Origin of the sequence: [Pseudomonas] carboxydohydrogena, from assembly GCF_029030725.1 — a bacterium.
Taxonomy (GTDB): domain Bacteria; phylum Pseudomonadota; class Alphaproteobacteria; order Rhizobiales; family Xanthobacteraceae; genus Afipia; species Afipia carboxydohydrogena.
Window position 1 is genome coordinate 638,995 of record NZ_CP113162.1, and the last position, 22,816, is coordinate 661,810.

Below are 22,816 nucleotides of genomic sequence, written 5' to 3' on the forward strand. Positions count from 1 at the left end.
GCGGCGATTTCCGCCGTGTTCAAACAGACGGGGCCTTCATGTCATTGCTCATCAGCGCGCTGATTACGTTCGTTGTCGTCATTCTCGTTCTGTATCTGGTCAACATGCTGCCGATCGAGGGACGGGCGAAGCAGATTATCCGCATCGTCGTCATCATCATCGGCATTCTCTCGCTGGTGCGATACATCACGCTGTGAGCATGAGGTGCCATTGCCGGGCATAGCCCGTCGTAGACGGGCGTGAACGCCCTTTCGGCCCGGCAATCCATCTCATTTTTTAAGAAGATGGATACGCGGATCAAGTCCGCGCATGACAATCTCAGACGAAGATGAAAAAGCCCGGCGCAAAGGCCGGGCTTTTTGTTTGCCGATGTGATTGTGCTCAGGACGCCAGCTTCCGCCGCGCCGCTTCCTTGATTTCGCGACGGCGCGCATGGAGGATGAATTCGGTGTAGCCATTCGGCTGCTCGCGGCCCTTGAAGATCAGGTCGCAGGCCGCCTGGAAGGCGATGCCGTCATAGCGCGGCGCCATCGGCGTGTAGTCCGCGTCGCCCTCGTTCTGCTTGTCGACGATGACGGCCATGCGCTTGAGTGCTTCCATCACCTGCTCGCGGTCGATCACGCCATGATGCAGCCAGTTGGCCAGCAACTGGCTGGAGATGCGCAGCGTCGCGCGGTCTTCCATCAGGCCGACATTGTGGATGTCCGGAACCTTCGAGCAGCCGATGCCCTGATCGAGCCAGCGCACGACGTAGCCGAGAATGCTCTGGCAGTTGTTGTCGAGTTCTTCCTTCACGTCATCCGAGGACCAGTTGGAGTTGGCGAGCGGAATGGTGAGGATGTCGGACAGCTTCGCGCGTGGCCGCGATTTCAGTTCCTTCTGGCGCGCATCGACATCGACGAGGTGATAGTGCATCGCGTGCAGCGTGGCTGCGGTGGGCGATGGGACCCATGCGGTCGCGGCACCCGCCTGCGGATGCGCGATCTTCTGCGCCAGCATGTCCGCCATCTTGTCGGGCGCGGCCCACATGCCCTTGCCGATCTGGGCATGACCGGGGAGGCCGTCGAGCAGGCCGGTATCGACGTTGGAATCCTCGTAGGCCTTGATCCAGGCGCTGGCCTTCATCTCTGACTTGCGGACCATCGGGCCCGCCTCGATGGAGGTATGGATCTCGTCGCCGGTGCGGTCGAGGAAGCCGGTGTTGATGAAGCAGACGCGCTCGGACGCGTTCTGGATGCAGTTCTTGAGGTTGACGGTGGTGCGGCGCTCCTCGTCCATGATGCCGACCTTGAGCGTGTTGGCGGGCAGCGACAGCACTTCTTCCACGCGGCCGAACAGACGCGCGGTCAGCGCCACCTCTTCGGGGCCGTGCAGTTTAGGCTTGACGATATAGACCGAACCGGCGCGGCTGTTGCGGCGCGCCTTGAGGTCGTGCAGCGCCAGCAGCGCGGTGATCGCGGCATCGAGGATGCCTTCGGGAATTTCCTGGCCGGCGGCGTCGAGCACGGCGTCGGTGTACATGTGGATGCTGACATTGCGCACCAGCATCAGGCTGCGGCCGGGCAGCGTCAATTCCTTGCCGTCGCGGCCGGTGTAGGCGCGGTCCTCATTCAGCGCCCGATGAAGCGTCTTGCCGCCCTTGACGAACTGCGCCTTGAGCGTGCCCTGCATCAGGCCGAGCGTGTTGCGGTAGATCAGGACCTTGTCCTCGGCATCGACGGCGGCGACGCTGTCTTCCATGTCGAGAATGGTCGTGACGGCGGATTCGATGACGATGTCGTTGACCCCGGCGGGATCGTCCCTGCCGATCGTCGCCGTGCGGTCGATCTCGATCTCGATGTGCAGACGGTGATTGACGAGCAGGATCGCCGAGGGAGCGGCGGCGTTGCCGCGATGACCGATGAACTGCGCGGGGTTCTTCAGCGCGGTTGCGCCGCTGGCCGACCGCGCCACCAGTTCGCCCTTCTCGACCGAGTAGCCGGTAACGTCGGCATGGCTGCCCTTGGCGAGCGGCACGGACTGGTCGAGGAATTCCTTGGCCTTGGCGATGACCTTGGCGCCGCGATTCTTGTCGTAGCCGTTCTTGTTGTAACCGGGATCGTAAGGAATGGCGTCGGTGCCATAGAGCGCGTCATACAGGCTGCCCCAGCGCGCATTGGCGGCATTGAGCGAATAGCGCGCGTTGCTCAGCGGCACCACGAGCTGCGGCCCGTGAATGCAGGCGATCTCGTCATCGACGTTGGCGGTCTTCACCGGCTGCGTCGGTTGCTCGGGCACGAGGTAGCCGATCTCCTTCAGAAACGCGGTGTAGGCGGCGAGGTCGATCGGCTTGCCGCGATGCGCGCGATGCCATTCGTCGATCTGCTTTTGCAGTTCGTCGCGCTTTTTCAAAAGCGCCTGATTGTCAGGGGCGAATTCCTTCACCAGCGTGGCGACGCCGCTCCAGAATGTCTCGGCGGAAATGCCGGTGCCGGGCACGGCTTCTTTCTCGACGAATTCCGCGAGGACAGGAGCAATCTTCAGGCCGGCGATTTCTGTGCGAGTCATTTCAGTCCCATTCCCAAACAGCCACCGGCGGCCATTTCAAAAAATGGAATGAAATGTCCGCCGAAATGAATTGGATTGAGACGATCTAACGATAAACACCCCATAAAGAGAAGCGTTTTGCTGCATAGCACCTATTAGACCTATGGCGCACGAAAACGACTAGGCGTTGCGATTTTGCAAATCTATTTTTACAAAATTTACAATTTTACTCCGCGCGATGACAGATTTTGCCCCGCGCGGAGGAAAGCGTGCCTGCTGCCCTCAGATGTGAGCGGCAATATCCACCGGTTCTTGCTGAAGGACATGGCTCGCAAGCAGCATGCGCTCGATCTCGCCGACCGCCTCGAGAACGGGCCGGGTCGCGGTGTCGAGCACAAGCTCGGCGGCGGCCGGTGGCTGGTAATCCGTGCCGGTGCCGGTGAAACCGGGCAGGCCGCCCGCCCGCGCCTTGGCGTAATGGCCCTTCGGATCGCGGCTTTCGCAGACCTCGGCGGAGGTCGAGACGTAGATCTCATGGAACAGGTCGTCGGCGATGCGGCGGGCTTGCGCGCGGTCTTCGGAGGCGGGTGATACGGCGGCGACGATGGCGATGTGGCCGTTGCGGGCAAGATGCGCCGCGACTTCGGCGAGGCGGCGGATGTTTTCGCGCCGGTCGTCGGCGGAAAATCCGAGATCGCTGTTGAGGCCCGCGCGCAGCGTGTCGCCGTCGAGCAGGATCGCGGAGCCGCCACGGCTGAACAGCCTGCGCTCCAGGGCGCGCGCGAGCGTCGATTTGCCCGCGCCGGGCAGGCCCGTGAACCACAGCACCGCACCGGAGTGATGATGCCGCGCCGCGCGCTCCTGCGGTTGCAGGGCGGATTCGACGGGGACGATATCGACCGGCACGGCGCGCTGTCCGGCATCCACGCTGAGCACGAGTCCGCCGCCCGCGATGCGGCCATTGACCTCGATCACCAGCCGTCCGTTGCGCGGATTGTCCGCATAGGCATCGGCGGCGGCGGGCCGCGCGAGCGACAGATCGATCTCGCCGACATGGTTGCGCGCGATCGAGGTGCTTGCGACGCCCGTCAGTTCGCCGGGATCGACGGCCTTCTCGATGGCGACCACGGTGGCGCGGCTTTCCATCGTGCCGATGCGCACGAGCACAGTGTCGCCGGTCTTCAGCGGCGCCTCGTGCAGCCAGAAGATGCGGGCGTGCAGGCGGCGGGTGTCGCGCGGAGCCGTGGCCGTGTGGGCGATGACGTCGCCGCGCTCAAGAAACAGTTCGCGGTCGAGCGTGATGCCGACCGAGCGGCCCGCACCTTGCGGCCCGCTTAAGGGGGTGTTCGGCCAGCTCTCGACGGTCTTGATCTTGGCGATCTTGCCCGCCGGCATGATGACGATTTCATCGCCGGGTGCGAGCCGTCCGGCCTCGATGCGGCCTGCGACGATGCGGCGGTCGTCGAATTTGTAGATCGCCTGCACCGGCAGGCGTAGCGGCAATTCGGTGAGAGCCCGTGTCGGCGTCAACGTGTCGAGCGCGCCGACGACGGTCGGGCCCTTGTACCAGGCGATGCGCGGCGTGTTGTGCGCGACGCCATCGCCGTCGCGCGCGGAAATCGGGATCACGGCGATGGGCGTCACGCCGAGCCCGGTGAGGTGCTCGCTGATCTCGCGCTTGATCTCCTCGAAGCGCGCCTCGCTGAACTCGACGCGGTCCATTTTGTTGATGACGACGCAGACCTGCTTCACGCCGAGCAGATGCAACAGATAACCGTGGCGACGGGTCTGGTCGCGCACGCCCTCAAGCGCGTCGATAATCAGCACTGCGGCGTCGGCCTGCGAGGCGCCGGTGATCATGTTGCGCAGGAATTCGGCATGGCCGGGCGCGTCGATCAGAACGATGTCGCGCGAGGGCGTGCGGAAACGGATCTGCGTGGTGTCGATGGTGATGCCCTGATCGCGCTCGGTCTGCAATGCGTCGAGCAGGAACGACCATTCGAACGGCATGCCGCGCCGCGCGCTGACCGCTTTGAGCATTTCGAGCTTGCCATCAGGCAGGCTGCCGGTCTCATGCAGCAGGCGGCCGACGAGAGTGGACTTGCCGTGATCGACATGGCCGACGATGACGATGGAAACCTGCGGGCGCTCGCCGGTTGCGGCGTGCGGAACGGCGGAAGGAGAAACAAGAATGGTCATGGCGCTGCTCCCGCTTCACAGATAACCAGCGACGCGCAGCCGCTCGAAGGCATCTTCGGTTTCATGGTCGAGCGCGCGGCCCGCGCGCTCCGGCACCTTGGTGCTGTGCAATTCGGCGAGAATCTCAGGGATGTTCGATGCGTTCGAGGCGACGGGATGGGTGATGTCCTGGTCGCCGAGCGAGCGATAACGCTTGCCGTTGTTCGACAGATAAAGCGGGATGATGGGAATGTTCTCGCGCTGGGTGTAGGCCCAGATGTCGGTCTCGGTCCAATGCAGGATCGGATGAATTCGCAGATGCGCGCCCGTGGGCACCGAGGCGTTGAAGTGGTCCCAGAACTCGGGCGGCTGGTCGCGGACGTCCCATCCGCCTTCCGTGCCGCGCGGCGAGAACACGCGCTCCTTGGCGCGGGTGGCTTCCTCATCGCGGCGGATGCCGGCGATCAGGCCGTCGAAGCCGTATTTGGCGAGTGCGAGCTTCAGCCCTTCGGTCTTGCGTGCCGCCGAGCGGGCGGCGGGCGGCAGCGTCGGGTCGATCTCTTCCACAGGCGGGCAGAAATCGACCTTGAGGTCGAGGCCCCATTCCTTCGCGTAGTGATCCCGGAAGGCGTACATCTCCGGGAATTTCTTTTGCGTGTCGACGTGCAGGCACGGGAACGGCACCTTGCCGAAGAACGCCTTGCGCGCCAGCCAGATCATGACGTTCGAATCCTTGCCGAGCGACCACAGCAAGGCGAGCCGTTTCAGGCGCGCGAACCCTTCTCGAAAAATATAGATGCTTTGTGCTTCAAGCTCGTCGAGATGGTCCATGCGTCCTCATATTTGGCAGCTACTCCGTGCCTGGGGCCAGCTTGACGCGCAGGCCGTCGGTTTCGGGAGTCATCAGGATTTGGCAGGCAAGCCGTGAATTCGGCTCGACGAAAAACGCTCCGTCGAGCATGTCGATTTCCTCATCGCTCGGCGGCGCGAGCCGCCCGACCCATTCCGGGTCGACATAGACGTGGCAGGTCGCGCAGGCGCAGGCGCCTCCGCATTCGGCCTTGATCGAAAGTCCCCAATCGCGGATGACCTCCATGACGCGCCATCCGTCCAGACCTTCCAGTTTGTGCTCTTGGCCGTCGCGGTCTTCGACAAGAAGATACATTTCCCTTGTTTCACTATTTGGGAAGGCAAAAATTCTTCGATCGGATCGTTCTATAGAAGAATTAAATTCTACTTTGTGTATCTTATAGATACATATATAGAAATTAATTCTAGTCAATCCAGAATTTCAGCTTCGAGTTATCATGCGCTTCCTGCCGATCTTTCTCGACCTTCAAGCCGGGCCCGTTCTTCTGGTGGGCGCGGGGGATCTGGTGCGGGCAAAGCTGCGGCTGCTGTTGTCAGCGGGAGCGCGGGTGAGGTGGTTTGCCGTGGATGGCGACTACGAATCCGGCCTCGATAGCGAGGCTGCCGGCCGGGTCGAACGCGCCGGCGATCCTTTATCAGCCGACCTGAATGGTGTCATCGCCATTCTCTGCGCCGGGGCGGGGGAGTTGGGCGAAACCGTGGCAGCGCGGGCGCGGGCGGCGGGCATCCCCGTCAACGTCATGGACGATCTTGCGCATTCGACCTTCATCTTCCCGGCCATCGTCGATCGCGGCGATGTCGTCGTCGCGGTCGGCACCGGCGGCAGTTCGCCGGTGGTGGCGCGGCGTGTGCGCGAGAAGATCGAAAGCATTCTGCCCGCGCGCATCGGCGACCTTGCGGCGTTCATCGGCCGCTGGCGCAAGCCGATGCAGGCGCGTCTGCCGGAGATGTCGGCGCGGCGGACATTCTGGGAGCGCATCGTTGACGGCCCGATCGGTGCATTGATTCTCTCCGGGCGCGAAAGCGAGGCCGAGCAGGCGTTGCGCGCGATTGAAAACCCGGAAGCCTTCGCATCCGAGCGCGGTCTCGTCACGCTGGTCGGCGCGGGGCCGGGCGATCCGGATCTGCTCACGATCAAGGCGTTGCGCGCGTTGCAGGACGCCGACGTGATTTTCTATGATGATCTGGTGTCGTCGGAAGTGCTCGACCGCGCGCGCCGCGATGCCGCGCGTGTGTCGGTGGGCCGCCGGATCGGCAAGCCGGGCATTGGGCAGGACGCAACGAACGCGCTGATGATCGCGGCTGCGCGCGAAGGCAAGCGTGCCGTCCGCCTCAAGGGCGGAGACTCTTTCGTCTTCGGTCGCGGCGGCGAGGAGATCGCGGCGCTGCGCGAAGCGGGTGTTGCCTATGCCGTCATTCCGGGCGTCACCGCCGGCATCGGCGCTGCCGCGCAATTCGAGGTCCCGCTGACGTTCCGCAAGAAAGCCACGCGCATCACCTTCCTCACCGCGCACAAGACACACGATGCCGAAGCCGTGGACTGGTCGCTGCTCACCGATGTCGCGATGACGGTGGTGGTTTACATGGGTATCACGGCGGCGCCCGCGATCCGCGCCGGAATGCTGGCGGCGGGACGCTCGCCCGACACGCCGGTCGGCGTGTTCGCGCGCGTGACGCGCCCGGATGCGAAGGCGGTGGTCGGCACGCTCGACCAGCTTCCCGATCTTGTCACGCAGGTTGAGAACGGCCCCGCGATCCTGATCATCGGCGACGTGGTGGAGCGCTCGCTGTTATGGCGCGGCTCCGACTTGGGCCGGTTGGCCGCGAGTCTTATGGAGAAAATCCAGTGACGGTATTGGATGTGAAAGCTGAGGACGTCGCGGCGCTGGACGCGCGGCTGAACGATGCTTCGCCCGCGGAGATCATTCGTGCGGCCGTTGAGGCGGTCGGACGCGAGAAGCTCGCGCTGGTGTCGTCGTTCGGTACGGAATCGGCGGCGCTGCTGAAATTCGCGGCCGATGTCGATCCGGCGATCCCGGTTGTGTTTCTCGATACCGGCTGGCTGTTCGCGGAAACGCTCGTCTACCGCGATACGCTGATCGACCATCTCGGCCTGACCGATGTGCGCACGATCCACCCGCTCACCGAAGATGTCGCGCGGCAGGATGCGGATCGCGAATTGTGGCTGACCGATCCCGATGCCTGCTGCCATCTGCGCAAGGTGGAGCCGCTGACGCGGGCGCTCGCGCCGTTCGCAGGCTGGCTCAATGGCCGCAAGCGATTTCAGGGCGGCGCGCGTGCGGCCATTCCTGTCGTCGAGCGCGATGGTGCACGATTGAAATTCAATCCGCTCGCCAATGTGACGGCGGATGAACTGAAAAAACTCTATGTGGATGCGAAACTGCCGCAGCATCCTCTGGTCGCGTCCGGCTTCGCGTCGGTCGGGTGCATGCCGTGCTCGAGTCGAAGTGCGCCGGGAGAAGACGCGCGTGCCGGTCGCTGGCGCGGACAAGCCAAGACAGAATGCGGCATTCACGTTGCGAAGACTTGAGAGCACGTTCGTTGCGCTTCGCGCGAAACTAAGAAATCCCGTTTCGTTGACGTAAGCGTGCGAGTTTCCGACTGTAGCTCCATCGCCGATGACGTTTTGTCGCTGGCTTGCATGGAGATTTTAATGATCCGTCGTACCCTTCTTGCGCTTGCGGGAATCGTGATTGCAGGCGCCGCGCATGCCGCCGATTATACGTTGCTGAATGTATCGTATGATCCGACGCGCGAGCTTTACGTCGATTTCAACAAGTCATTCGCGGCTGCCTATCAGAAGGAAACCGGCAAGACCGTCGAGATCAAGCAGTCGCACGGCGGCTCGGGTTCGCAGGCGCGCTCGGTGATCGACGGCTTGCAGGCGGACGTTGTGACGCTCGCCTTGGCCTATGACATCGATGCCATTGCCAACAAGGGCGTGCTGAAGAAGGACTGGCAGAAAAGCCTGCCGCAGAATTCGTCGCCTTATACCTCGACGATCGTGTTCCTCGTCCGCAAGGGCAACCCGAAGGCGATCAGGGATTGGGACGATCTCATCAAGCCCGGCGTCAGCGTGATTACGCCCAACCCGAAAACCTCCGGCGGAGCGCGCTGGAATTATCTCGCCGCCTGGGGGTATGCGCTGAAGAAATACGGCTCCGAAGACAAGGCGCGTGAATTCGTCGCGAGCATCTACAAGAATGTGCCGGTGCTCGATACCGGCGCGCGCGGCTCGACCGTGACGTTCGTGGAGCGTGGTGTCGGCGACGTGCTGCTGGCATGGGAAAATGAAGCCTATCTCGCGGTGAAGGAGTTTGGCGCGGACAAGTTCGAGATCGTGGCGCCGTCAGTCTCCATTCTGGCCGAGCCGCCGGTCGCGATCGTCGATAGTGTCGTGGACAAGAAGGGGACGCGCGCCGTCGCCGAGGCCTATCTGAAACATTGGTACACGCCGGAAGCGCAGGAGATCGCCGCGCGTAATTTCTACCGCCCGCGCGATCCAGAAGTCGCCAGGAAATATGCGGCGAACTTCGCCAGGGTTGATCTGTTCACCATCGACGATGTGTTCGGCGGATGGACCAAGGCCCAGAAGGAACACTTCACCGAGGGCGGCGTGTTCGACAAGATCTACAAGAACTGACCAACCCATCGATCGGCGAAAGACCGCCGGGTGCATCACATGCGCCCGGCGGTCACGGTTTATCGAAGCAAGCGAGGCGCTGTGAGTGTGTTGACGAGACGGAGCGTGTTGCCGGGGTTCGGGCTGACCCTCGGGCTCACTTTGACATGGCTATCGATCCTGATTCTGCTGCCGCTTGCGTGTCTGTTCCTGAAGAGCGCGGAACTTGGCTGGTCCGGATTTGTCGATGCGGTGACGAGCGGTCGCACGCTTCATGCGCTGTCGGTGTCGTTTGGCATCGCGTTCGCCGCGGCGCTGGTCAATCTCGTGGGCGGGGTCATCGTCGTCTGGGCCCTGACGCGCTATGATTTTCCCGGCCGCCGCCTGTTCGACGCCATCGTCGATATTCCGTTCGCATTGCCGACGGCGGTCGCGGGGATCGCGTTGAGCACGCTGTTCGGCGCGAAGGGCTGGCTCGGCGCGCCGCTGGCGGCGCTGGGCATCAAGGTGGCGTTCACGCCGCTCGGCATTTTCGTGGCGATGATCTTCATCGGCATTCCGTTCGTGGTGCGTACGGTGCAGCCGGTGCTGGCCGATCTGGAGCCGGAGCTGGAGGAGGCCGCGAGCAGCCTCGGCGCGCGGCGCTGGCAGGTCATCACGCGGGTCATTCTGCCGAGTCTCACGCCGGCCATTCTCACCGGCTTCGCGCTCGCTTTCGCGCGGGCGGTCGGCGAATACGGCTCGGTGATTTTCATCGCGGGTAACCTGCCGAACGTGTCGGAGATCGCGCCGCTGCTGATCGTGATCCGGCTGTCCGAATTCCGCTATGCCGATGCGACCGCTATCGCGGTCGTCATGCTGGTCGTGGCCTTCCTGATCATCTTCGTCATCAACCGCATTCAGCGCTGGGCCCAGACCCGTGGCGCCGCGAGTTATTGAAATGAGCGATCTTGTCCTCACCACAAGCCGTATTCTGCCGCTGGCGCGCCCCGATGCGCGCTCGGAGCCGCGTATCCTGCGGTGTCTTGTCATCGCCTTCGGGATCACGTTCCTGTCGGTCTTCGTGCTGTTGCCGCTGATTCTGGTTTTCGTCACCGCGCTCGCCAAGGGTGTGTCGGTCTATTTCGATGCATTGTCAGGCCCCGAGACGCTATCGGCGATCCTGCTGACGCTGACGACGGCGCTGATCTCGGTGAGCGCCAATCTCGTGTTTGGCCTTTTGGCGGCATGGGCGATCGCCAAGTTCGAGTTCAGAGGCAAGACGCTGCTGATCACGCTGATTGATCTGCCGTTCTCGGTGAGCCCGGTGATTTCGGGACTCGTGTTCGTGCTTTTGTTCGGCACTCAGGGTCTGTTCGGCGTCTGGCTGCAACAGCACGGTATTCAGATTCTGTTCGCAACGCCGGGGATCGTGCTGGCGACGACGTTCGTCACGTTCCCGTTCGTTGCGCGCGAACTGATTCCGCTGATGCAGGAGCAGGGCACGCAGGAGGAAGAGGCCGCGATCTCGCTCGGCGCATCCGGGCTTCAGACATTTTTCCGCGTCACTGTTCCCAACATCAAATGGGGCATCCTGTATGGCGTGCTGTTGTGCAACGCGCGGGCGATGGGCGAATTCGGCGCGGTGTCGGTGGTGTCGGGCCATATCCGCGGCGAGACCAACACGATGCCGCTCTTGGTCGAGATTTTATACAACGAGTATCAACTCGTCGCGGCGTTCGCTGTCGCCTCGCTGCTCGCATTGCTGGCGCTGGTGACGCTGGTCGCCAAGACCATCCTCGAAGGACATTTGGAAGGAGAACCCGCAAATGACGATTGATGTTCGCAATCTCGTCAAACGGTTCGGCGCGTTCAAGGCGCTCGACGATGTCAGTCTGAGGGTTGATGATGGAGAGCTACTGGCGCTGCTCGGCCCGTCCGGCTCGGGCAAGACCACGCTTCTGCGCATCATTGCGGGCCTCGATTGGCCCGATGCAGGCTCGGTGCGGTTCGATGGCAATGATGCGCTGTCGCGCGGCGCCGGCGAACGCAATGTCGGCTTCGTCTTCCAGCATTATGCGCTGTTCCGCCACATGACCGTGTTCGAGAATGTCGCCTTCGGCCTGCGGGTACAGCCGCGCGCGGTACGCCCGAGCGAGGATGCCATCCGCAGGCGCGTGAAGGAATTGCTCGATCTCGTGCAACTGGACTGGTTGTCCGACCGCTATCCCGCGCAACTCTCCGGCGGCCAGCGCCAGCGTATCGCGCTGGCGCGTGCGCTGGCGATCGAGCCGCGCATTCTGCTGCTGGATGAGCCGTTCGGCGCGCTCGACGCCAAGGTCCGCAAGGAGTTGCGGCGCTGGTTGCGCCAGTTGCATGACGAGATTCACGTCACCTCGATTTTCGTGACGCACGATCAGGAGGAAGCGCTGGAAGTCGCCAACCGAGTGGTGGTGATGGACAAGGGCAGGATCGAGCAGGTCGGCTCGCCGGGCGATGTCTATGACAATCCGGCCAGCGCCTTCGTGCATGGCTTTATCGGCGAATCCATCGTGCTGCCGGTGCATGTCGTGGACGGCCAGATCCGCCTCGGCGAGACGACGCTGGCGCTGGACTCGCAGGGCAGCGCTTCGGGGCCGTCGAAACTGTTCATCCGCCGCCACGATGTCGCGGTGGGTCCTGCGGGCAGCGGGCTTCTTGAAGGCGATGTCAGGCATGTGCGCACGTTCGGGCCCACCCAGCGGGCCGATATCGCGCTCCATGTCGGCGGTGAGGAAACCATGATCGAAATCGATGCGCCGCGCGACCGTGGGCTCAAGTCCGGCGATGTGGTGGGGCTACAACCCCGCCGGTTCCGGATTTTTGCCGGGGCCTGAATCGGGGTGGGCGATCTGGAAAATTGCGTCGCGTTCACCTTTCAGCCACGGTTCCTGTGCAACAACGGCTCTCTCAAGGGGCCTTTGCACAGATGTTACGATTAGCCGCCGCCATTCTGGGATTGCTCGTGCTCGCCGGTTGTGCCGGTAACGACATCTCCAGCGAACAGCCGTCCTTTTATGTCAGCATGGCGAATCCGAACGCCAGGCTCGATGCTGGTGCGGCGGCCTCGATGATTTCCCAATACCGCCAGAACAACGGCCTGGGCGCGGTGACGATCGATCCCGAATTGATGGCCGCCGCCGAAACGCAGTCGCGGGCGATGGCGGCGAAGAACAAGCTCGATCACGATGTCGCTGCACCGTTCGGCAAGCGGGTGAAAGCGTCGGGCTTCAATGCGGCGAAGGCGGTCGAGAACATTTCCGCCGGCTACCACACGATGGCGGAAGCGTTTTCCGGCTGGCGTGACTCGCCTTCGCATCGCGCCAATATGCTGGCGAGCGGTGTCACAAAAATGGGCATCGCCGCCGTCTATGCGCCGAACTCCAAATACAAGGTGTTCTGGACCATGATCCTGGCCTCGCCGGATCGTTAACATCTCCTGCGCTTGTCGGGATTGACGGCGCATCGATCACGCCCCACGTTCTCCGCGACATTCTTCCATACGCAGGAGCACGCAATGGGTTCACTGGCAGGCAAGGCCGCCGTCATCACCGGATCGACCAGCGGTATCGGTCTCGCTTACGCACGCGCGCTTGCCAAGGCTGGCGCGAATATCGTGCTCAACGGCATGGGCGAGCCCGCCGATATCGAGAAGGAACGCTCCGGCATCGAGCGCGAGTTCGGCGTGAAGGCGGTGCATTCTCCGGCGGACATGAGCAAGCCTGCCGAGATCGAGCAGATGATCGCGCTCGGAGAGAAGACTTTCGGTTCGGTCGATATCCTCATCAACAACGCCGGTATCCAGTTCGTCTCACCGATCGAGGAGTTTCCGCCCGAGAAGTGGGACGCGATCATCGCCATCAATCTGTCATCCGCCTTTCATGCCATCCGCGCGGCGGTACCGGGGATGAAGAAGCGCGGCTGGGGCCGCATCATCAACACCGCCTCGGCGCATTCGCTGGTGGCTTCGCCGTTCAAGTCGGCCTATGTCTCGGCCAAGCACGGCATCGCCGGTCTCACCAAGACCGTGGCGCTGGAGCTTGCGACCTTCAAGATCACCTGCAACGCGATCAGCCCCGGCTATGTCTGGACGCCGCTGGTCGAAAAGCAGATTCCTGACACCATGAAGGCCCGCAACATGACCAAGGATCAGGTCATCAAGGATGTGATGCTGCTGGCGCAGCCGACCAAGGAGTTCGTCACCTCCGAGCAGGTCGCGGCGCTTGCGGTTTATTTGTGCGGCGATGACGCGGCCCAGATCACGGGCGCCAACCTGTCGATCGACGGCGGCTGGACGGCGGCGTAGGCGTCTTGCTCAGGCGCTCTTGCGCCCGCCGAAGGCGAGGACGTGGAGTCCGAGCCGTCGCTTGGTGAGGACGAACAGGAGCACGCTCTCGAACACCAGCGCCGTCGAGGTCGCGACGGCGGCTCCGTAACCGCCGTAGCGCGGCACCAGCGCGATGCACAGGCCGAGGTTCATCAGGAAGGCGAGGGCGTAGGTCAGCGCGCAGATGTTCTGGTTGCCGCTCATGTTGAGAAGCCGCTCCACCGGACCGATCGCCGCGCGCGAGATCAATCCGATCGCGGCGACGAACATGATGCCATAGCCGCTGGTAAATTGCGGACCGAACAGCCACAGCAACGGCTTGCCGACCGCAAGCAGCGCAAGCGTCGCGGCGAGCGAGGGCCAGAACGTCAATTTGATCGCGTGCGTCACGTAGGCCGACAGCCGTTCGGTGTCGCCGCTGGTATAATATTCGGTGAAGCGGTGCGCCGTGGTGGTCGACATCGCGTAATGGATGAAGGACACCAGCGCCAGCGTCTTCACCACCGCGAAATATAGGCCGACTTCCTCGGATGACCGGAAGTGCTGCAACACAAGGATATCGGTGTAGGACAGCAGCAGATAGAAGCCTTCCACCATCATGATGGGGAGCGACAGCTTGAGCCAGCTTGCGAGCGCGTAGTCTCGCGGTCCGTGTTCGACCACGGAGCGCAGCTTCCGGTTCAGAACGAACATCTGCCCCGTCACGGATATCCACACCGCGGCCGCGCTCGCGAGCATGGCGGCGGTTGCCCCGAGATGCAGCCCAAGCGCGACCATGCCGGCCGTGAACGCAATGATCAGCGTCTGGCGGACGATGAATTGCGGCATCAGCCCGAGGCGCATCCAGTCATGCGAGCGGGCGATGCCGTCCTGCATGTTGGCGACGACGAAGGGCGGCAGCATCAGGCAGCCGATGTAGAGAGGTGTGGAGAGTCCTGCTTCCAGCCATGGCGTCACGAGATGGACGATCCCGGCAAAGACAAGGGCCATCAGCGTCGAGGCGCCGAGAGCCATCATGCGGCTGCCGAACAGGAAGCCGCGCAGCAGATTGTGCTGGCCGCTGGCGCGATATTCCGGAATGAGCTTTTGCGATGAAACAGCGAGGCCGAAATCAAGAACGCTGCCGACCAGCAACACCCAGGTCCAGACATAGACGTAGATGCCGTAATCCGATCCGCTCATCCAGCGTGCCAGCAGGATCTGCGACAGATAGGCAAGACCGGCGCTGAGTACGCGAATGATGAATACGGTGCCTGCGAGGCGGTTGGTCAGCGATGCTTCGGCGGTGCCGCCCAGCATGCCGCGCAGCCGCTCCAGCCAGTGCGATAGGCGGTTGGTCGGGCGTTGCGCGTCCATGAGAGCCAAGAGTGATGATCCATCTGCCGCATCCGCGGCGATGGTCCCACCTAGCAAGGATTCGTTAAGATATGGTTGGGCGGCGCGAACCTACCCCTTGAAGCCGCCCTCGGCGAGGAACGCCGCTTCCTCGGCGGTCGTTTGCCGCCCGAGCACAGTATTGCGATGAGGAAAACGGCCGAATTTGCGGATGATGTCGGCATGGATTTCGGCGAACGCCAGATTGTTCGTATTGCCGAACGCGCGGAACAGCTCGACACAGCGAAGCTGGTCCTTGGGGTTTTCCGAATGCATCAGAGGCATGTAGACGAAGGCGCGCAGGTCGGGACCGATGCTCTGGTCCATGCCCTGTTCGATGGCGCGCCTGGCGAGGGCGAGGGCCTGCGGATCGGTCGAGAATGCCTCGGCGCTGCCGCGAAACATGTTTCGTGGGAATTGATCGAGCACGAGGATCAGCGCCAGCATGCCTTCGGCATTCGTTTCCCAATCGGCATGGTGGCCGTCACGGGCTTCCTGCCATAGCGCGTGAAAACGCGCGCGCACATCGGCGTCGAAACCGGCATCCGCCTTGAACCAGCGATCCTCGCCGGCGTCACGCCAGAACGAGATGATGTCGTCGGGAGAAAACGAAGTTGTCATCGTCTAGTGTCCCGAATCCGAAGTTCGCTTCACTGTAACCGCGCCTTCCTTAGCGAACTTCGGATTCGAAAGGACACTAGCAAATCTCTGATTCTAGTGTGGTTTAGGTTCGGAAGCTCGCTTGAAGGAGTCGCGGAGATAACGAAGCAAACTTCTGAACCACCACACTAGTGTTTTGCCATTTCTTCATCGCGCAGCGCGCGGCGCAGGATTTTTCCGACATTGGATTTGGGCAACTCGTCGCGGAATTCGATGCGTCGCGGCGTTTTGTATTTGCTGAGTTGCTCGGCGGCGAAATCGTGCAGCGCCTGTTCTGTCAGATTGGGGTCTTTCCTGACCACGAACGCCTTCACCACCTCGCCGGACTTTCCATCCGGAGCGCCGATCACCGCGCATTCCCGTACGCCGGGATGGCTCGATAGCACTTCCTCGACTTCGTTCGGGTAGACGTTGAAGCCGGACACCAGAATCATATCCTTTTTCCGGTCCACGATCCGAAGATAACCCTCGGCCGATAACAAGCCGATGTCACCGGTGCGGAAAAAGCCGTCCGCCGTCATCGCCTTCGCGGTCTCGTCGGGCCTGTTCCAGTAGCCCTGCATCACCTGCGGTCCGCTGGCGCATACCTCGCCGCGCTCTCCGACAGGCATCTCGTGGTCGTCGTCATCGCGGATCGAGATCATCGTCGAGGGCAACGGCAGCCCCACGGTGCCGTTGAAGCTGTCGATGTCGGACGGATTGCAGGTCAGCACCGGCGACGTTTCCGACAGGCCATAGCCTTCGGCGATGGCGCAGCCGGTGCGCTTCTTCCATTCCTCGGCGACCGTGCGCTGCACCGCCATGCCGCCGCCCGCGCAGGCGATCAGGTGGCTGAAGTCGATCTCGTCGAATCCCGGCGCGTGCAGCAGCGCGTTGTAAAGCGTGTTCACCGCCGGCAGGCTGTGAACGCGGTACTGCTTCAATTCCTTGATAAAGCCGGGAATGTCGCGCGGATTGGGGATGAGCAGGCTTGCGCCGCCCGCGCGCAATGTCAGCAGGAAGCAGGCGCTGAGTGCGAAGATATGATAGAGCGGCAGCGCGCAGACCTGAAGGAATTGCCCTTCGACAGGCTTCTTCTTCAGTGCCGGTTGCAGCCATGCATCGTTCTGCAACACGTTGGCGACGATGTTGCGATGAAGCAGCACCGCGCCCTTGGCGATACCGGTGGTGCCGCCGGTATATTGCAGGAAGGCGATATCGTCCGGGCCGAGCGCGGGCTTCTTGAATGAAAGGCTACGCCCGCGCGCCAGCGCATCGTTGAACGGCATCGCGCCGGGAATCGAGAACGCGGGCACCATCTTCCTGACGTGCCGCACCACGAAATTGACGATCCTGCCCTTGAAGCCCATCAGGTCGCCGAGCGAGGCGACGACGACGTGCCGCACCGGGGTGACGGCCAGCGCCTTTTCCAGCGTGTGCGCGAAATTCTCCAGCACGACGATGGCGTCCGCGCCGCTGTCCTTGAGCTGCACCTCTAGCTCGCGCGGCGTGTAGAGCGGATTGATGTTCACCACGACGAAGCCCGCGCGCAGAATCGCGGTGGACGTAATCGGGTGTTGCAGCACATTCGGCATCATCACGCCGACGCGTGAGCCCCTGGGCAGGCGGAGGCTTTGGAAATAAGCGGCGAGAGCGACGGAGAACTCGTCATACTGCCGATAGCTCAGCGACTTTCCCATGCAGGTGAAGGCGGTGCGGTCGGCGAAAGCCGCCATGCTTTCCTCGATCAGATCGACAAGGGAAGCGTAACGGCTCGCATCGATATCCGCCGGTATGCCGGGCGGATAACTTTTGAGCCAGATACGTTCCATGACATCTCCCGAGGCGGCGCGGCTACTCCTTGCGCGAGTATCGGAGAGCGGCCTGCCCAACGCAAGGCACAGGGTCCGCGCGATCGGGATGCACACCGAACATTTTGCCGCGCGCTCTTAGCGATGCGGCAGGATCATCGCATCGTCAGGTTTTTGGTGCGGTGTCTTTTTGCGACGTGGCGGGTTTTGGCTTCGGCTTGGCGGAAGCGTTCGCCGTGGGTTTCTTGGCCGGGTGCGTTGCAGGCTTCGCGTGGGCTGCGGGCTTTGTAGGCGCTGGTTGGGCCGCGGGCTTTGCGGCCGGGGCAGCCGAGGCGGTGTGCTTCTTGCCGGCGGCCGGTGCCGCCTGTTTCGATGCTTCCGGCTTTTCTGCCGATGCGGCCGCCTGTCTGGCGTGCTTGCGCGCGCCATGCTTGGCCGCCCTGGCCTTGCGGAGGGCCTTGCCCGCTGCGGCCTGTTTGGCGGCTTCCTCGGCATTGGCCGCAAGCAGCGCGGAGCCGCTGCGCGTGGGTCCGGTATAGACGATGATCGGTTGTGCCTGCACGGCCGGGACCGACAGGATGTCCGACGCCTTGATGTTGACCTGAAGCTTGGCGAGCGCGAAGGCGGGGTTCGCGGAGTCGCTCTTGTTGTCGAGCGTGATCTCGACATCGTCGTCTTCGTCCTCGGCGGCGGGGCGCTTGCGATGCGGACCGCAGACCTGATCGCGCAGGTTTGGCGGCGCGGCGTCGAGGGGCGGCAATTGTTCGACGGTGCCGAGGGAGGGCTTCAGCCAGGCGAGCTTGCTGTGGTTGAACCCCTTTTCCAGAAGTTGCGCGGCCTTGATCGTGCGCTGGGCCGATGAGGGCGCGCCGAGCACCACCGCGATCAGATGCCTGTCGTTGCGCGTGGCGCTGGCGACGAGATTGAAGCCGGAGGCGCAGATGAAGCCGGTCTTCATGCCGTCCGCGCCGGGATAGCGGCCGATCAGCTTGTTGAAGTTCATCGTCACGCGACGGCCGAACTTGATGCCGGGCAGATGTGCGAAATATTCGTATTCCGGCAGATCGCGGTAGAAGGCGCGCGCGAGGATGCCGATGTCGCGCGCCGATGAAATGTGTGCGTCGTCGGGCAGGCCGTTGGGATTGACGAAATGACTCTGCGTCATGCCGAGCTGCCGGGCGGTCTCGTTCATCATTCCCGCGAAACCTTCGATGGACCCGCCGACGCCTTCGGCGAGCACGACCGCCATGTCGTTCGCGGACTTCACCATCATCATCTTCAGCGCGTTATCGACTGTCACCGTCGTCCCGGCGGGGAAACCCATTTTCGAGGGAGCTTGCGCGACCGCGTTCGGCGATACGGTGAGCAGCGTGTCCAGGCTGATGCGGCCCTGCTTCACCGCCGTCAGCGTCACATAGGCGGTCATGATCTTGGTGAGAGATGCCGGATACCATGGCTGGGTGGCATTCTCGGCTTGCAGCACTTTACCGGAATTGGCGTCGATCAGCAGATAGGCTTCCGCGCGGGCCGGTGTGGCTGAAGCATATAGCGAAAACGCCGCAGCGATTGCGATCAGCCACATGCGAAATGCGCCGGAATGGCGAAGCATAAAATCAGTCACGCTTAAGTCCGGTTCGTTGTGGCGCCGGCGAAGCAGGCTGACGCGTTGCGATGAAGCCGCTCTTGCGGATGCATGAAAACGGATGGAGCGACGCGGGCAAACCTATACCGGGTTGGGCGCGAGAGAAAGCCTGTGAACGCCCCTTTCGGCAGTCTATCCGCCACGAACTGGGCTAAATTTCGTCGCCGTCGGGGATTCCTAAAGCTTCTCGATGGCTATCGGCGGAGCATCACGGTCGGCTTCCTGCACCATGAACTGGGCACGGGCGAGATTGGCAAAATATCCCCCTTGCGCAACCAGTTCATCGAAGGTTCCGCTCTCGATCACGCGCCCCTTGTCGAACACGAGAATGCGCGTCGCGTTGCGGATGGTGGAGAGGCGATGCGCGATCACGAACGTGGTGCGGCCCTCCATCACGGTGTCGAGAGCGGCGTTGACCTTGACTTCGGTGACGGCGTCGAGCGCGGAGGTGGCTTCGTCCAGGATGAGGATCGGCGGGTTCTTCAGCAGCGCGCGCGCGATCGAGAGTCGCTGGCGCTCGCCGCCGGACAGCATGCGCCCGCGCTCGCCCGCATTGGTCTCGAATTTCTGTTCGCTGCGCTCAATAAAGTCGAGCGCCTGCGCGCCTTTCGCGGCCTGCCGCAATTCCTCGTCGGTCGCGTCCGGCTTGCCGACACGCAGGTTCTCGGCGATGGAGCGGTTGAACAAAAGCGCTTCCTGAAACACCACGCCGATATTCTTCCGCAGGCCCGCGAGCGTAAGGGCGCGGATGTCCATGCCGTCGATCTTGATGACGCCGGATTGCGGATCGAACGCCCGGTGAAGCAGCGCGATGGCGGTGGATTTGCCCGCGCCGGTTTCGCCGACCAGCGCGATGGTCTGGCCGGGCAGGGCGGTGAACGACAGGTCTTCGATCGCTGGCCGCTTGCCGTCATAGGAAAACGACACGTCGTTGAATTCGACGAGCCCTTGCAGACGGCCGGGATCGATGGCGCCGGGCCGGTCGCGCACGGCGGGCACGGCGTCGAGGACGTCGAAATATTCCTGCAATCGCGGCGCTTCCATGAACACGCTGTTGACGAAGCCGACCACCTGCTCGAGCCGCTGGATCAGCATCGTGGCGAAGGACACGAACATCACGATCTCGCCGACGCTGGTGAGGCCCCGCTGGTGCAGGACGATGCCGACGGTGAAGATCGCGAGCACGGTGATGGTGGTGGAGGCGCGCGTCATCACCGAAACCAGCGCCCACCATGACAGCACCGGCATCTGTGCGGCGAGCAGCTTGTCGGCGATGCCGCGCAGGCCCTGCACCTCGGCGTCGATGCGCACGAAACTCTGCACCAGCGCCACGTTGCCGAGTGCGTCGGAGGCGCGCGCGGAGAGGTTGCTGTACTGTTCCTCGACCTCGTTCTGCATGCCGTAGGTCTTGCGCACCACGAGCGTCGTCAGCGTCGTGAAGACGATGCACAGCACGAACAGCAGGATCGCGAGCCGCCAGTTGATGTAGAACGCGAGCGGCAACAGCACGAGCAGCGACAGCACGGATGCGAAGTGCTCGCGGAAGAACGACAGCCACAGCCGCCACAGCGCGTCGGTGCCTTGCAGCATCACCTTCATCAGCCGGCCCGAATGCGTGCCGGTGTGGAAGGTGAGCGGCAATTGCATGATGTGGTCGAAATAGCTGGTCAGCACGGCCTGCCGCTGGCGGTGCGAGAGCCGGTCGGCATGCCAGGCGACGGCGGCATTGCAGATAATCGTGAACAGTCCGAATCCGGCCCATGCGGCGAGCAGGAGCCACGGCGATTGCGCGGGGATCGCGGCGGCCGTTGCCCGCGCCGGGACTTGCTGACAGCACGTCGATGATGCGGCCGAACAGCACCGGCTCGGCGAATTGCGCGGTCGCGAGCAGAAGATTTGCGAAAGCCAGAATCCAGGCCAGCCGGGCTTCGTTGCCGAGCTGATCGAGAACCCGCAGATAAAGACGGAGGAGGGACATGGGTGAAACCGGTGCGGCCCGACTTTGGCAAACCCGCCGGTTTCATACAAGTGACTGACAGGTTTGGATGTTTGACGGTATCGGCGGAGTTTGTGATGCGGCCATCTGCCGCTTGACGGAGCAGAATGGAACCCCATGTTCCCACAAGGGTTTCTTTCTGGATACCCCAGTCCGTTCAGAGGAGCGACATATGACATTTCCGAGGCAACCCATCTCCGTCGCAGGCAAGGGTGCGGCGGTTGCTTTCGCGGCGGCCATGCTGGTGGCCGTGTCCGGTTCGGGGTCTGCCCAGGCGGCATCGACGGCTCTGCCGGGGACTTCGTCGATGGCCGCGAGTACCGTTGCCGGTGAGCGCCTGACGGATGTGAGCGCGCGCGCCCGGCAGCGTCACGTGCGGCGCAACTATCGCCGCAACGATGCGGCTGCCGCCGCGATCTTCGGCCTTGCCGCGGGTGCGATCGGGACCGCGATCGTGGAGTCGCGCCGCCGCGATTACTACCGGCAGGATTATTACTACGGCGGCGACCCCTATTACGGACGCCCCTATTACGGCGGCCCGGCCTATTACGGCGGTTACCGCTACTATCCTTACTGAGGAATGAAGCCGCGAGTCTGCGCCGGGGCAGATCGGCCCCGGCGTTCGTTTGTGACAGTCATGCGTCCGGCATGCGTTAACCCCATGGCGACAAGGTTGGATTAGTTTGAAGACATGAGTGATTCGCTTGAGCGGCTATACCGTGCGGTGATCGCTGCACGAACCCTCGATCCGGCGACGTCGCGGACGGCGCGGCTGTTTCAGCACGGCCCCTCCAAGATGGCGAAGAAGCTCGCCGAGGAAGCCATCGAAGTCGTGATCGACGCGGTCGGCGGCAAGCAGGACGCGGTGGTTCGTGAAAGTGCCGACCTTCTCTACAATCTGACGGTGTTATGGGCCGCCGCCGGCATCTGCCCGCAGGATGTCTGGGACGAGATGGATCGCCGCGAGCGCACTCAGGGAATCGCCGAGAAGCTGCCGAAACAGAAAGCCGCGATCAAGACCGGCCCCGCCGGAATTCCGGCGCCTCGCCGCCGGGTTTTGGCTCGGCCTGCGGCGACACGCTGACCATTGCAAGCTGACCCGATGCGATGCATGGACAAACGCGCGTCCGCGTGTTTCATCGCGCCATGCTGAGACGGATTTACGATTGGTGCATCGCCGCCGCCGACAAGCCCTACGCGTTGTGGCTGATGGCGGCCGTATCCTTTGCCGAAAGCTCGTTTTTTCCCGTTCCGCCGGACATCATGCTGATTCCGATGGCGCTGGCACGGCCGCAGCGCGCATGGATCTATGCCGGGGTTTGCACTGTGGCGTCTGTCGCCGGTGGCGTGCTGGGCTATGCGATCGGCTTCCTGCTGTATGACTCCGTCGGACAATGGCTGATCGGGCTTTACGGCTATGGCGACAAGGTCGAGGCCTTCCGTGAATCCTATGCCCATTACGGTGCATGGATCATCCTGCTGAAGGGCCTGACGCCGATCCCCTACAAGATCGTCACCATCACCTCCGGCTTCGCCGGTTATAATATCTGGCTGTTCATCCTGCTTTCGGCGATCACCCGCGGCGCGCGCTTCTTCATCGCCGCGGTCCTGCTGAACCGCTATGGCGAGACGATCCGCCACCATATCGAGAAACGCCTTGGCCTCTGGGTCGGAATCGGCGCAGCGGTGCTGGTCGCGGGCTTCATTATCGCATTCAAGCTGTTTTAAACCTGAGACGTTGAACACCCTTGCGTGCCGCCGGTGGCGCGATAGTGTCCGGCCATGGCACGAT

At 62.9% G+C, this 22,816-nt stretch carries 20 protein-coding genes and 1 pseudogene; 12 read left to right on the forward strand and 9 right to left on the reverse strand.

All coding sequences use genetic code 11. The annotated features are described in order from the left end of the window. The first annotated feature begins 38 nt into the window (after positions 1 to 38). Positions 39 to 197 carry a Thivi_2564 family membrane protein gene (locus AFIC_RS03060; protein WP_009337575.1) on the forward strand — a complete coding sequence of 53 codons (159 nt, stop codon included), beginning with the start codon at positions 39 to 41 and terminating at the stop codon, positions 195 to 197. 184 nt (positions 198 to 381) lie between these two features. Here the strand turns inward: AFIC_RS03060 and AFIC_RS03065 are convergent, their stop codons facing one another. The 4 genes from AFIC_RS03065 to AFIC_RS03080 form a co-directional block, all read right to left on the reverse strand. Then, a complete protein-coding gene (locus AFIC_RS03065; RefSeq protein ID WP_275247715.1) occupies positions 382 to 2,547 on the reverse strand; it encodes a malate synthase G in 2,166 nt (721 codons plus the stop codon). Positions 2,548 to 2,808: 261 nt separating this feature from the next. Further along, positions 2,809 to 4,725, reverse strand: coding sequence for an adenylyl-sulfate kinase (gene cysC, locus AFIC_RS03070; protein WP_275247716.1), 1,917 nt, complete (start codon positions 4,723 to 4,725; stop codon positions 2,809 to 2,811). A 15-nt stretch (positions 4,726 to 4,740) separates the two neighbouring features. Further along, complete coding sequence (cysD, locus tag AFIC_RS03075; protein ID WP_275247717.1) at positions 4,741 to 5,535, reverse strand: sulfate adenylyltransferase subunit CysD; 795 nt, start codon at positions 5,533 to 5,535, stop codon at positions 4,741 to 4,743. A 19-nt stretch (positions 5,536 to 5,554) separates the two neighbouring features. Beyond that, on the reverse strand, positions 5,555 to 5,869 hold the full coding sequence (locus AFIC_RS03080) for a 2Fe-2S iron-sulfur cluster-binding protein (RefSeq protein ID WP_009337567.1): 315 nt from the start codon (positions 5,867 to 5,869) through the stop codon (positions 5,555 to 5,557). 142 nt (positions 5,870 to 6,011) lie between these two features. Here AFIC_RS03080 and cysG point away from each other — a divergent pair, with 142 nt between their 5' ends. From cysG to AFIC_RS03120, 8 genes are all read left to right on the forward strand, one after another. Continuing rightward, positions 6,012 to 7,424 (forward strand): siroheme synthase CysG, encoded by a 1,413-nt coding sequence (gene cysG / locus AFIC_RS03085; RefSeq protein ID WP_275247718.1) that lies wholly within the window; start codon positions 6,012 to 6,014, stop codon positions 7,422 to 7,424. Next, a complete protein-coding gene (locus tag AFIC_RS03090) occupies positions 7,367 to 8,125 on the forward strand; it encodes a phosphoadenylyl-sulfate reductase (protein ID WP_275247719.1) in 759 nt (252 codons plus the stop codon). The genes cysG and AFIC_RS03090 overlap by 58 nt, the downstream gene beginning before the upstream one ends. Before the next feature lie 123 nt (positions 8,126 to 8,248). Then, positions 8,249 to 9,238: a sulfate ABC transporter substrate-binding protein gene (locus AFIC_RS03095; RefSeq protein WP_275247720.1), complete on the forward strand. Its 990-nt coding sequence runs from the start codon at positions 8,249 to 8,251 to the stop codon at positions 9,236 to 9,238. A gap of 39 nt (positions 9,239 to 9,277) precedes the next feature. Beyond that, positions 9,278 to 10,156, forward strand: coding sequence for a sulfate ABC transporter permease subunit CysT (gene cysT / locus AFIC_RS03100; protein ID WP_420833360.1), 879 nt, complete (start codon positions 9,278 to 9,280; stop codon positions 10,154 to 10,156). 1 nt (position 10,157) lies between these two features. Continuing rightward, positions 10,158 to 11,036 (forward strand): sulfate ABC transporter permease subunit CysW, encoded by an 879-nt coding sequence (cysW, locus tag AFIC_RS03105; RefSeq protein ID WP_275247722.1) that lies wholly within the window; start codon positions 10,158 to 10,160, stop codon positions 11,034 to 11,036. Further along, a complete protein-coding gene (locus AFIC_RS03110) occupies positions 11,026 to 12,072 on the forward strand; it encodes a sulfate/molybdate ABC transporter ATP-binding protein (RefSeq protein ID WP_275247723.1) in 1,047 nt (348 codons plus the stop codon). Before cysW ends, AFIC_RS03110 begins: the two co-directional genes overlap by 11 nt. A 92-nt stretch (positions 12,073 to 12,164) precedes the next feature. After that, entirely contained in the window at positions 12,165 to 12,668 is a 504-nt protein-coding gene (locus AFIC_RS03115) for a CAP domain-containing protein (protein ID WP_275247724.1), read from the forward strand. A gap of 84 nt (positions 12,669 to 12,752) precedes the next feature. After that, entirely contained in the window at positions 12,753 to 13,541 is a 789-nt protein-coding gene (locus AFIC_RS03120; RefSeq protein WP_275247725.1) for a 3-hydroxybutyrate dehydrogenase, read from the forward strand. Between the two features lie 9 nt (positions 13,542 to 13,550). On the opposite strand, the gene AFIC_RS03125 is transcribed toward AFIC_RS03120, so the two are convergent. The 5 genes and pseudogenes from AFIC_RS03125 to AFIC_RS03145 all read right to left on the reverse strand — a co-directional run bounded on the left by AFIC_RS03125 (position 13,551) and on the right by AFIC_RS03145 (position 21,006). Beyond that, the gene (locus AFIC_RS03125) at positions 13,551 to 14,927 is read right to left on the reverse strand and encodes a lipopolysaccharide biosynthesis protein (RefSeq protein ID WP_275247726.1); all 1,377 of its coding nucleotides are present in this window, start codon (positions 14,925 to 14,927) and stop codon (positions 13,551 to 13,553) included. An 81-nt stretch (positions 14,928 to 15,008) separates the two neighbouring features. After that, a complete protein-coding gene (locus AFIC_RS03130; protein ID WP_275247727.1) occupies positions 15,009 to 15,557 on the reverse strand; it encodes a DUF924 family protein in 549 nt (182 codons plus the stop codon). A 167-nt stretch (positions 15,558 to 15,724) separates the two neighbouring features. Further along, positions 15,725 to 17,407 (reverse strand): long-chain-fatty-acid--CoA ligase, encoded by a 1,683-nt coding sequence (locus AFIC_RS03135; protein ID WP_275247728.1) that lies wholly within the window; start codon positions 17,405 to 17,407, stop codon positions 15,725 to 15,727. Positions 17,408 to 17,552: 145 nt separating this feature from the next. Continuing rightward, positions 17,553 to 18,968: a D-alanyl-D-alanine carboxypeptidase family protein gene (locus AFIC_RS03140; RefSeq protein ID WP_275248623.1), complete on the reverse strand. Its 1,416-nt coding sequence runs from the start codon at positions 18,966 to 18,968 to the stop codon at positions 17,553 to 17,555. A 237-nt stretch (positions 18,969 to 19,205) separates the two neighbouring features. Continuing rightward, positions 19,206 to 21,006, reverse strand: a pseudogene (locus tag AFIC_RS03145) (glucan ABC transporter ATP-binding protein/ permease). Positions 21,007 to 21,196: 190 nt separating this feature from the next. On the opposite strand from AFIC_RS03145, the gene AFIC_RS03150 reads away from it, so the two are divergent. From AFIC_RS03150 to AFIC_RS03160, 3 genes are all read left to right on the forward strand, one after another. Then, on the forward strand, positions 21,197 to 21,601 hold the full coding sequence (locus AFIC_RS03150; protein ID WP_275247729.1) for a hypothetical protein: 405 nt from the start codon (positions 21,197 to 21,199) through the stop codon (positions 21,599 to 21,601). A 114-nt stretch (positions 21,602 to 21,715) separates the two neighbouring features. After that, a complete protein-coding gene (hisE, locus tag AFIC_RS03155; protein WP_275247730.1) occupies positions 21,716 to 22,108 on the forward strand; it encodes a phosphoribosyl-ATP diphosphatase in 393 nt (130 codons plus the stop codon). Between the two features lie 62 nt (positions 22,109 to 22,170). Then, positions 22,171 to 22,752, forward strand: a complete 582-nt coding sequence (locus tag AFIC_RS03160) for a YqaA family protein (RefSeq protein WP_275247731.1) — start codon at positions 22,171 to 22,173, stop codon at positions 22,750 to 22,752. Positions 22,753 to 22,816: the final 64 nt, after the last annotated feature.

Coding starts and splice junctions, on each gene's coding strand:
- AFIC_RS03060 (WP_009337575.1), top strand. CDS start 39: ATGTCATTGCTCATCAGCGCGCTGATTACGTTCGTTGTCGTCATTCTC.
- cysC (WP_275247716.1), bottom strand. CDS start 4,725: ATGACCATTCTTGTTTCTCCTTCCGCCGTTCCGCACGCCGCAACCGGC.
- AFIC_RS03090 (WP_275247719.1), top strand. CDS start 7,367: ATGGCGCGGCTCCGACTTGGGCCGGTTGGCCGCGAGTCTTATGGAGAA.
- AFIC_RS03120 (WP_275247725.1), top strand. CDS start 12,753: ATGGGTTCACTGGCAGGCAAGGCCGCCGTCATCACCGGATCGACCAGC.
- AFIC_RS03135 (WP_275247728.1), bottom strand. CDS start 17,407: ATGGAACGTATCTGGCTCAAAAGTTATCCGCCCGGCATACCGGCGGAT.
- AFIC_RS03160 (WP_275247731.1), top strand. CDS start 22,171: ATGCTGAGACGGATTTACGATTGGTGCATCGCCGCCGCCGACAAGCCC.
- AFIC_RS03080 (WP_009337567.1), bottom strand. CDS start 5,869: ATGTATCTTCTTGTCGAAGACCGCGACGGCCAAGAGCACAAACTGGAA.
- AFIC_RS03140 (WP_275248623.1), bottom strand. CDS start 18,968: ATGTGGCTGATCGCAATCGCTGCGGCGTTTTCGCTATATGCTTCAGCC.
- AFIC_RS03150 (WP_275247729.1), top strand. CDS start 21,197: ATGACATTTCCGAGGCAACCCATCTCCGTCGCAGGCAAGGGTGCGGCG.
- AFIC_RS03130 (WP_275247727.1), bottom strand. CDS start 15,557: ATGACAACTTCGTTTTCTCCCGACGACATCATCTCGTTCTGGCGTGAC.
- cysW (WP_275247722.1), top strand. CDS start 10,158: ATGAGCGATCTTGTCCTCACCACAAGCCGTATTCTGCCGCTGGCGCGC.
- AFIC_RS03110 (WP_275247723.1), top strand. CDS start 11,026: ATGACGATTGATGTTCGCAATCTCGTCAAACGGTTCGGCGCGTTCAAG.
- hisE (WP_275247730.1), top strand. CDS start 21,716: ATGAGTGATTCGCTTGAGCGGCTATACCGTGCGGTGATCGCTGCACGA.
- cysD (WP_275247717.1), bottom strand. CDS start 5,535: ATGGACCATCTCGACGAGCTTGAAGCACAAAGCATCTATATTTTTCGA.
- AFIC_RS03115 (WP_275247724.1), top strand. CDS start 12,165: ATGTTACGATTAGCCGCCGCCATTCTGGGATTGCTCGTGCTCGCCGGT.
- AFIC_RS03065 (WP_275247715.1), bottom strand. CDS start 2,547: ATGACTCGCACAGAAATCGCCGGCCTGAAGATTGCTCCTGTCCTCGCG.
- cysT (WP_420833360.1), top strand. CDS start 9,278: ATGCGCCCGGCGGTCACGGTTTATCGAAGCAAGCGAGGCGCTGTGAGT.
- cysG (WP_275247718.1), top strand. CDS start 6,012: ATGCGCTTCCTGCCGATCTTTCTCGACCTTCAAGCCGGGCCCGTTCTT.
- AFIC_RS03095 (WP_275247720.1), top strand. CDS start 8,249: ATGATCCGTCGTACCCTTCTTGCGCTTGCGGGAATCGTGATTGCAGGC.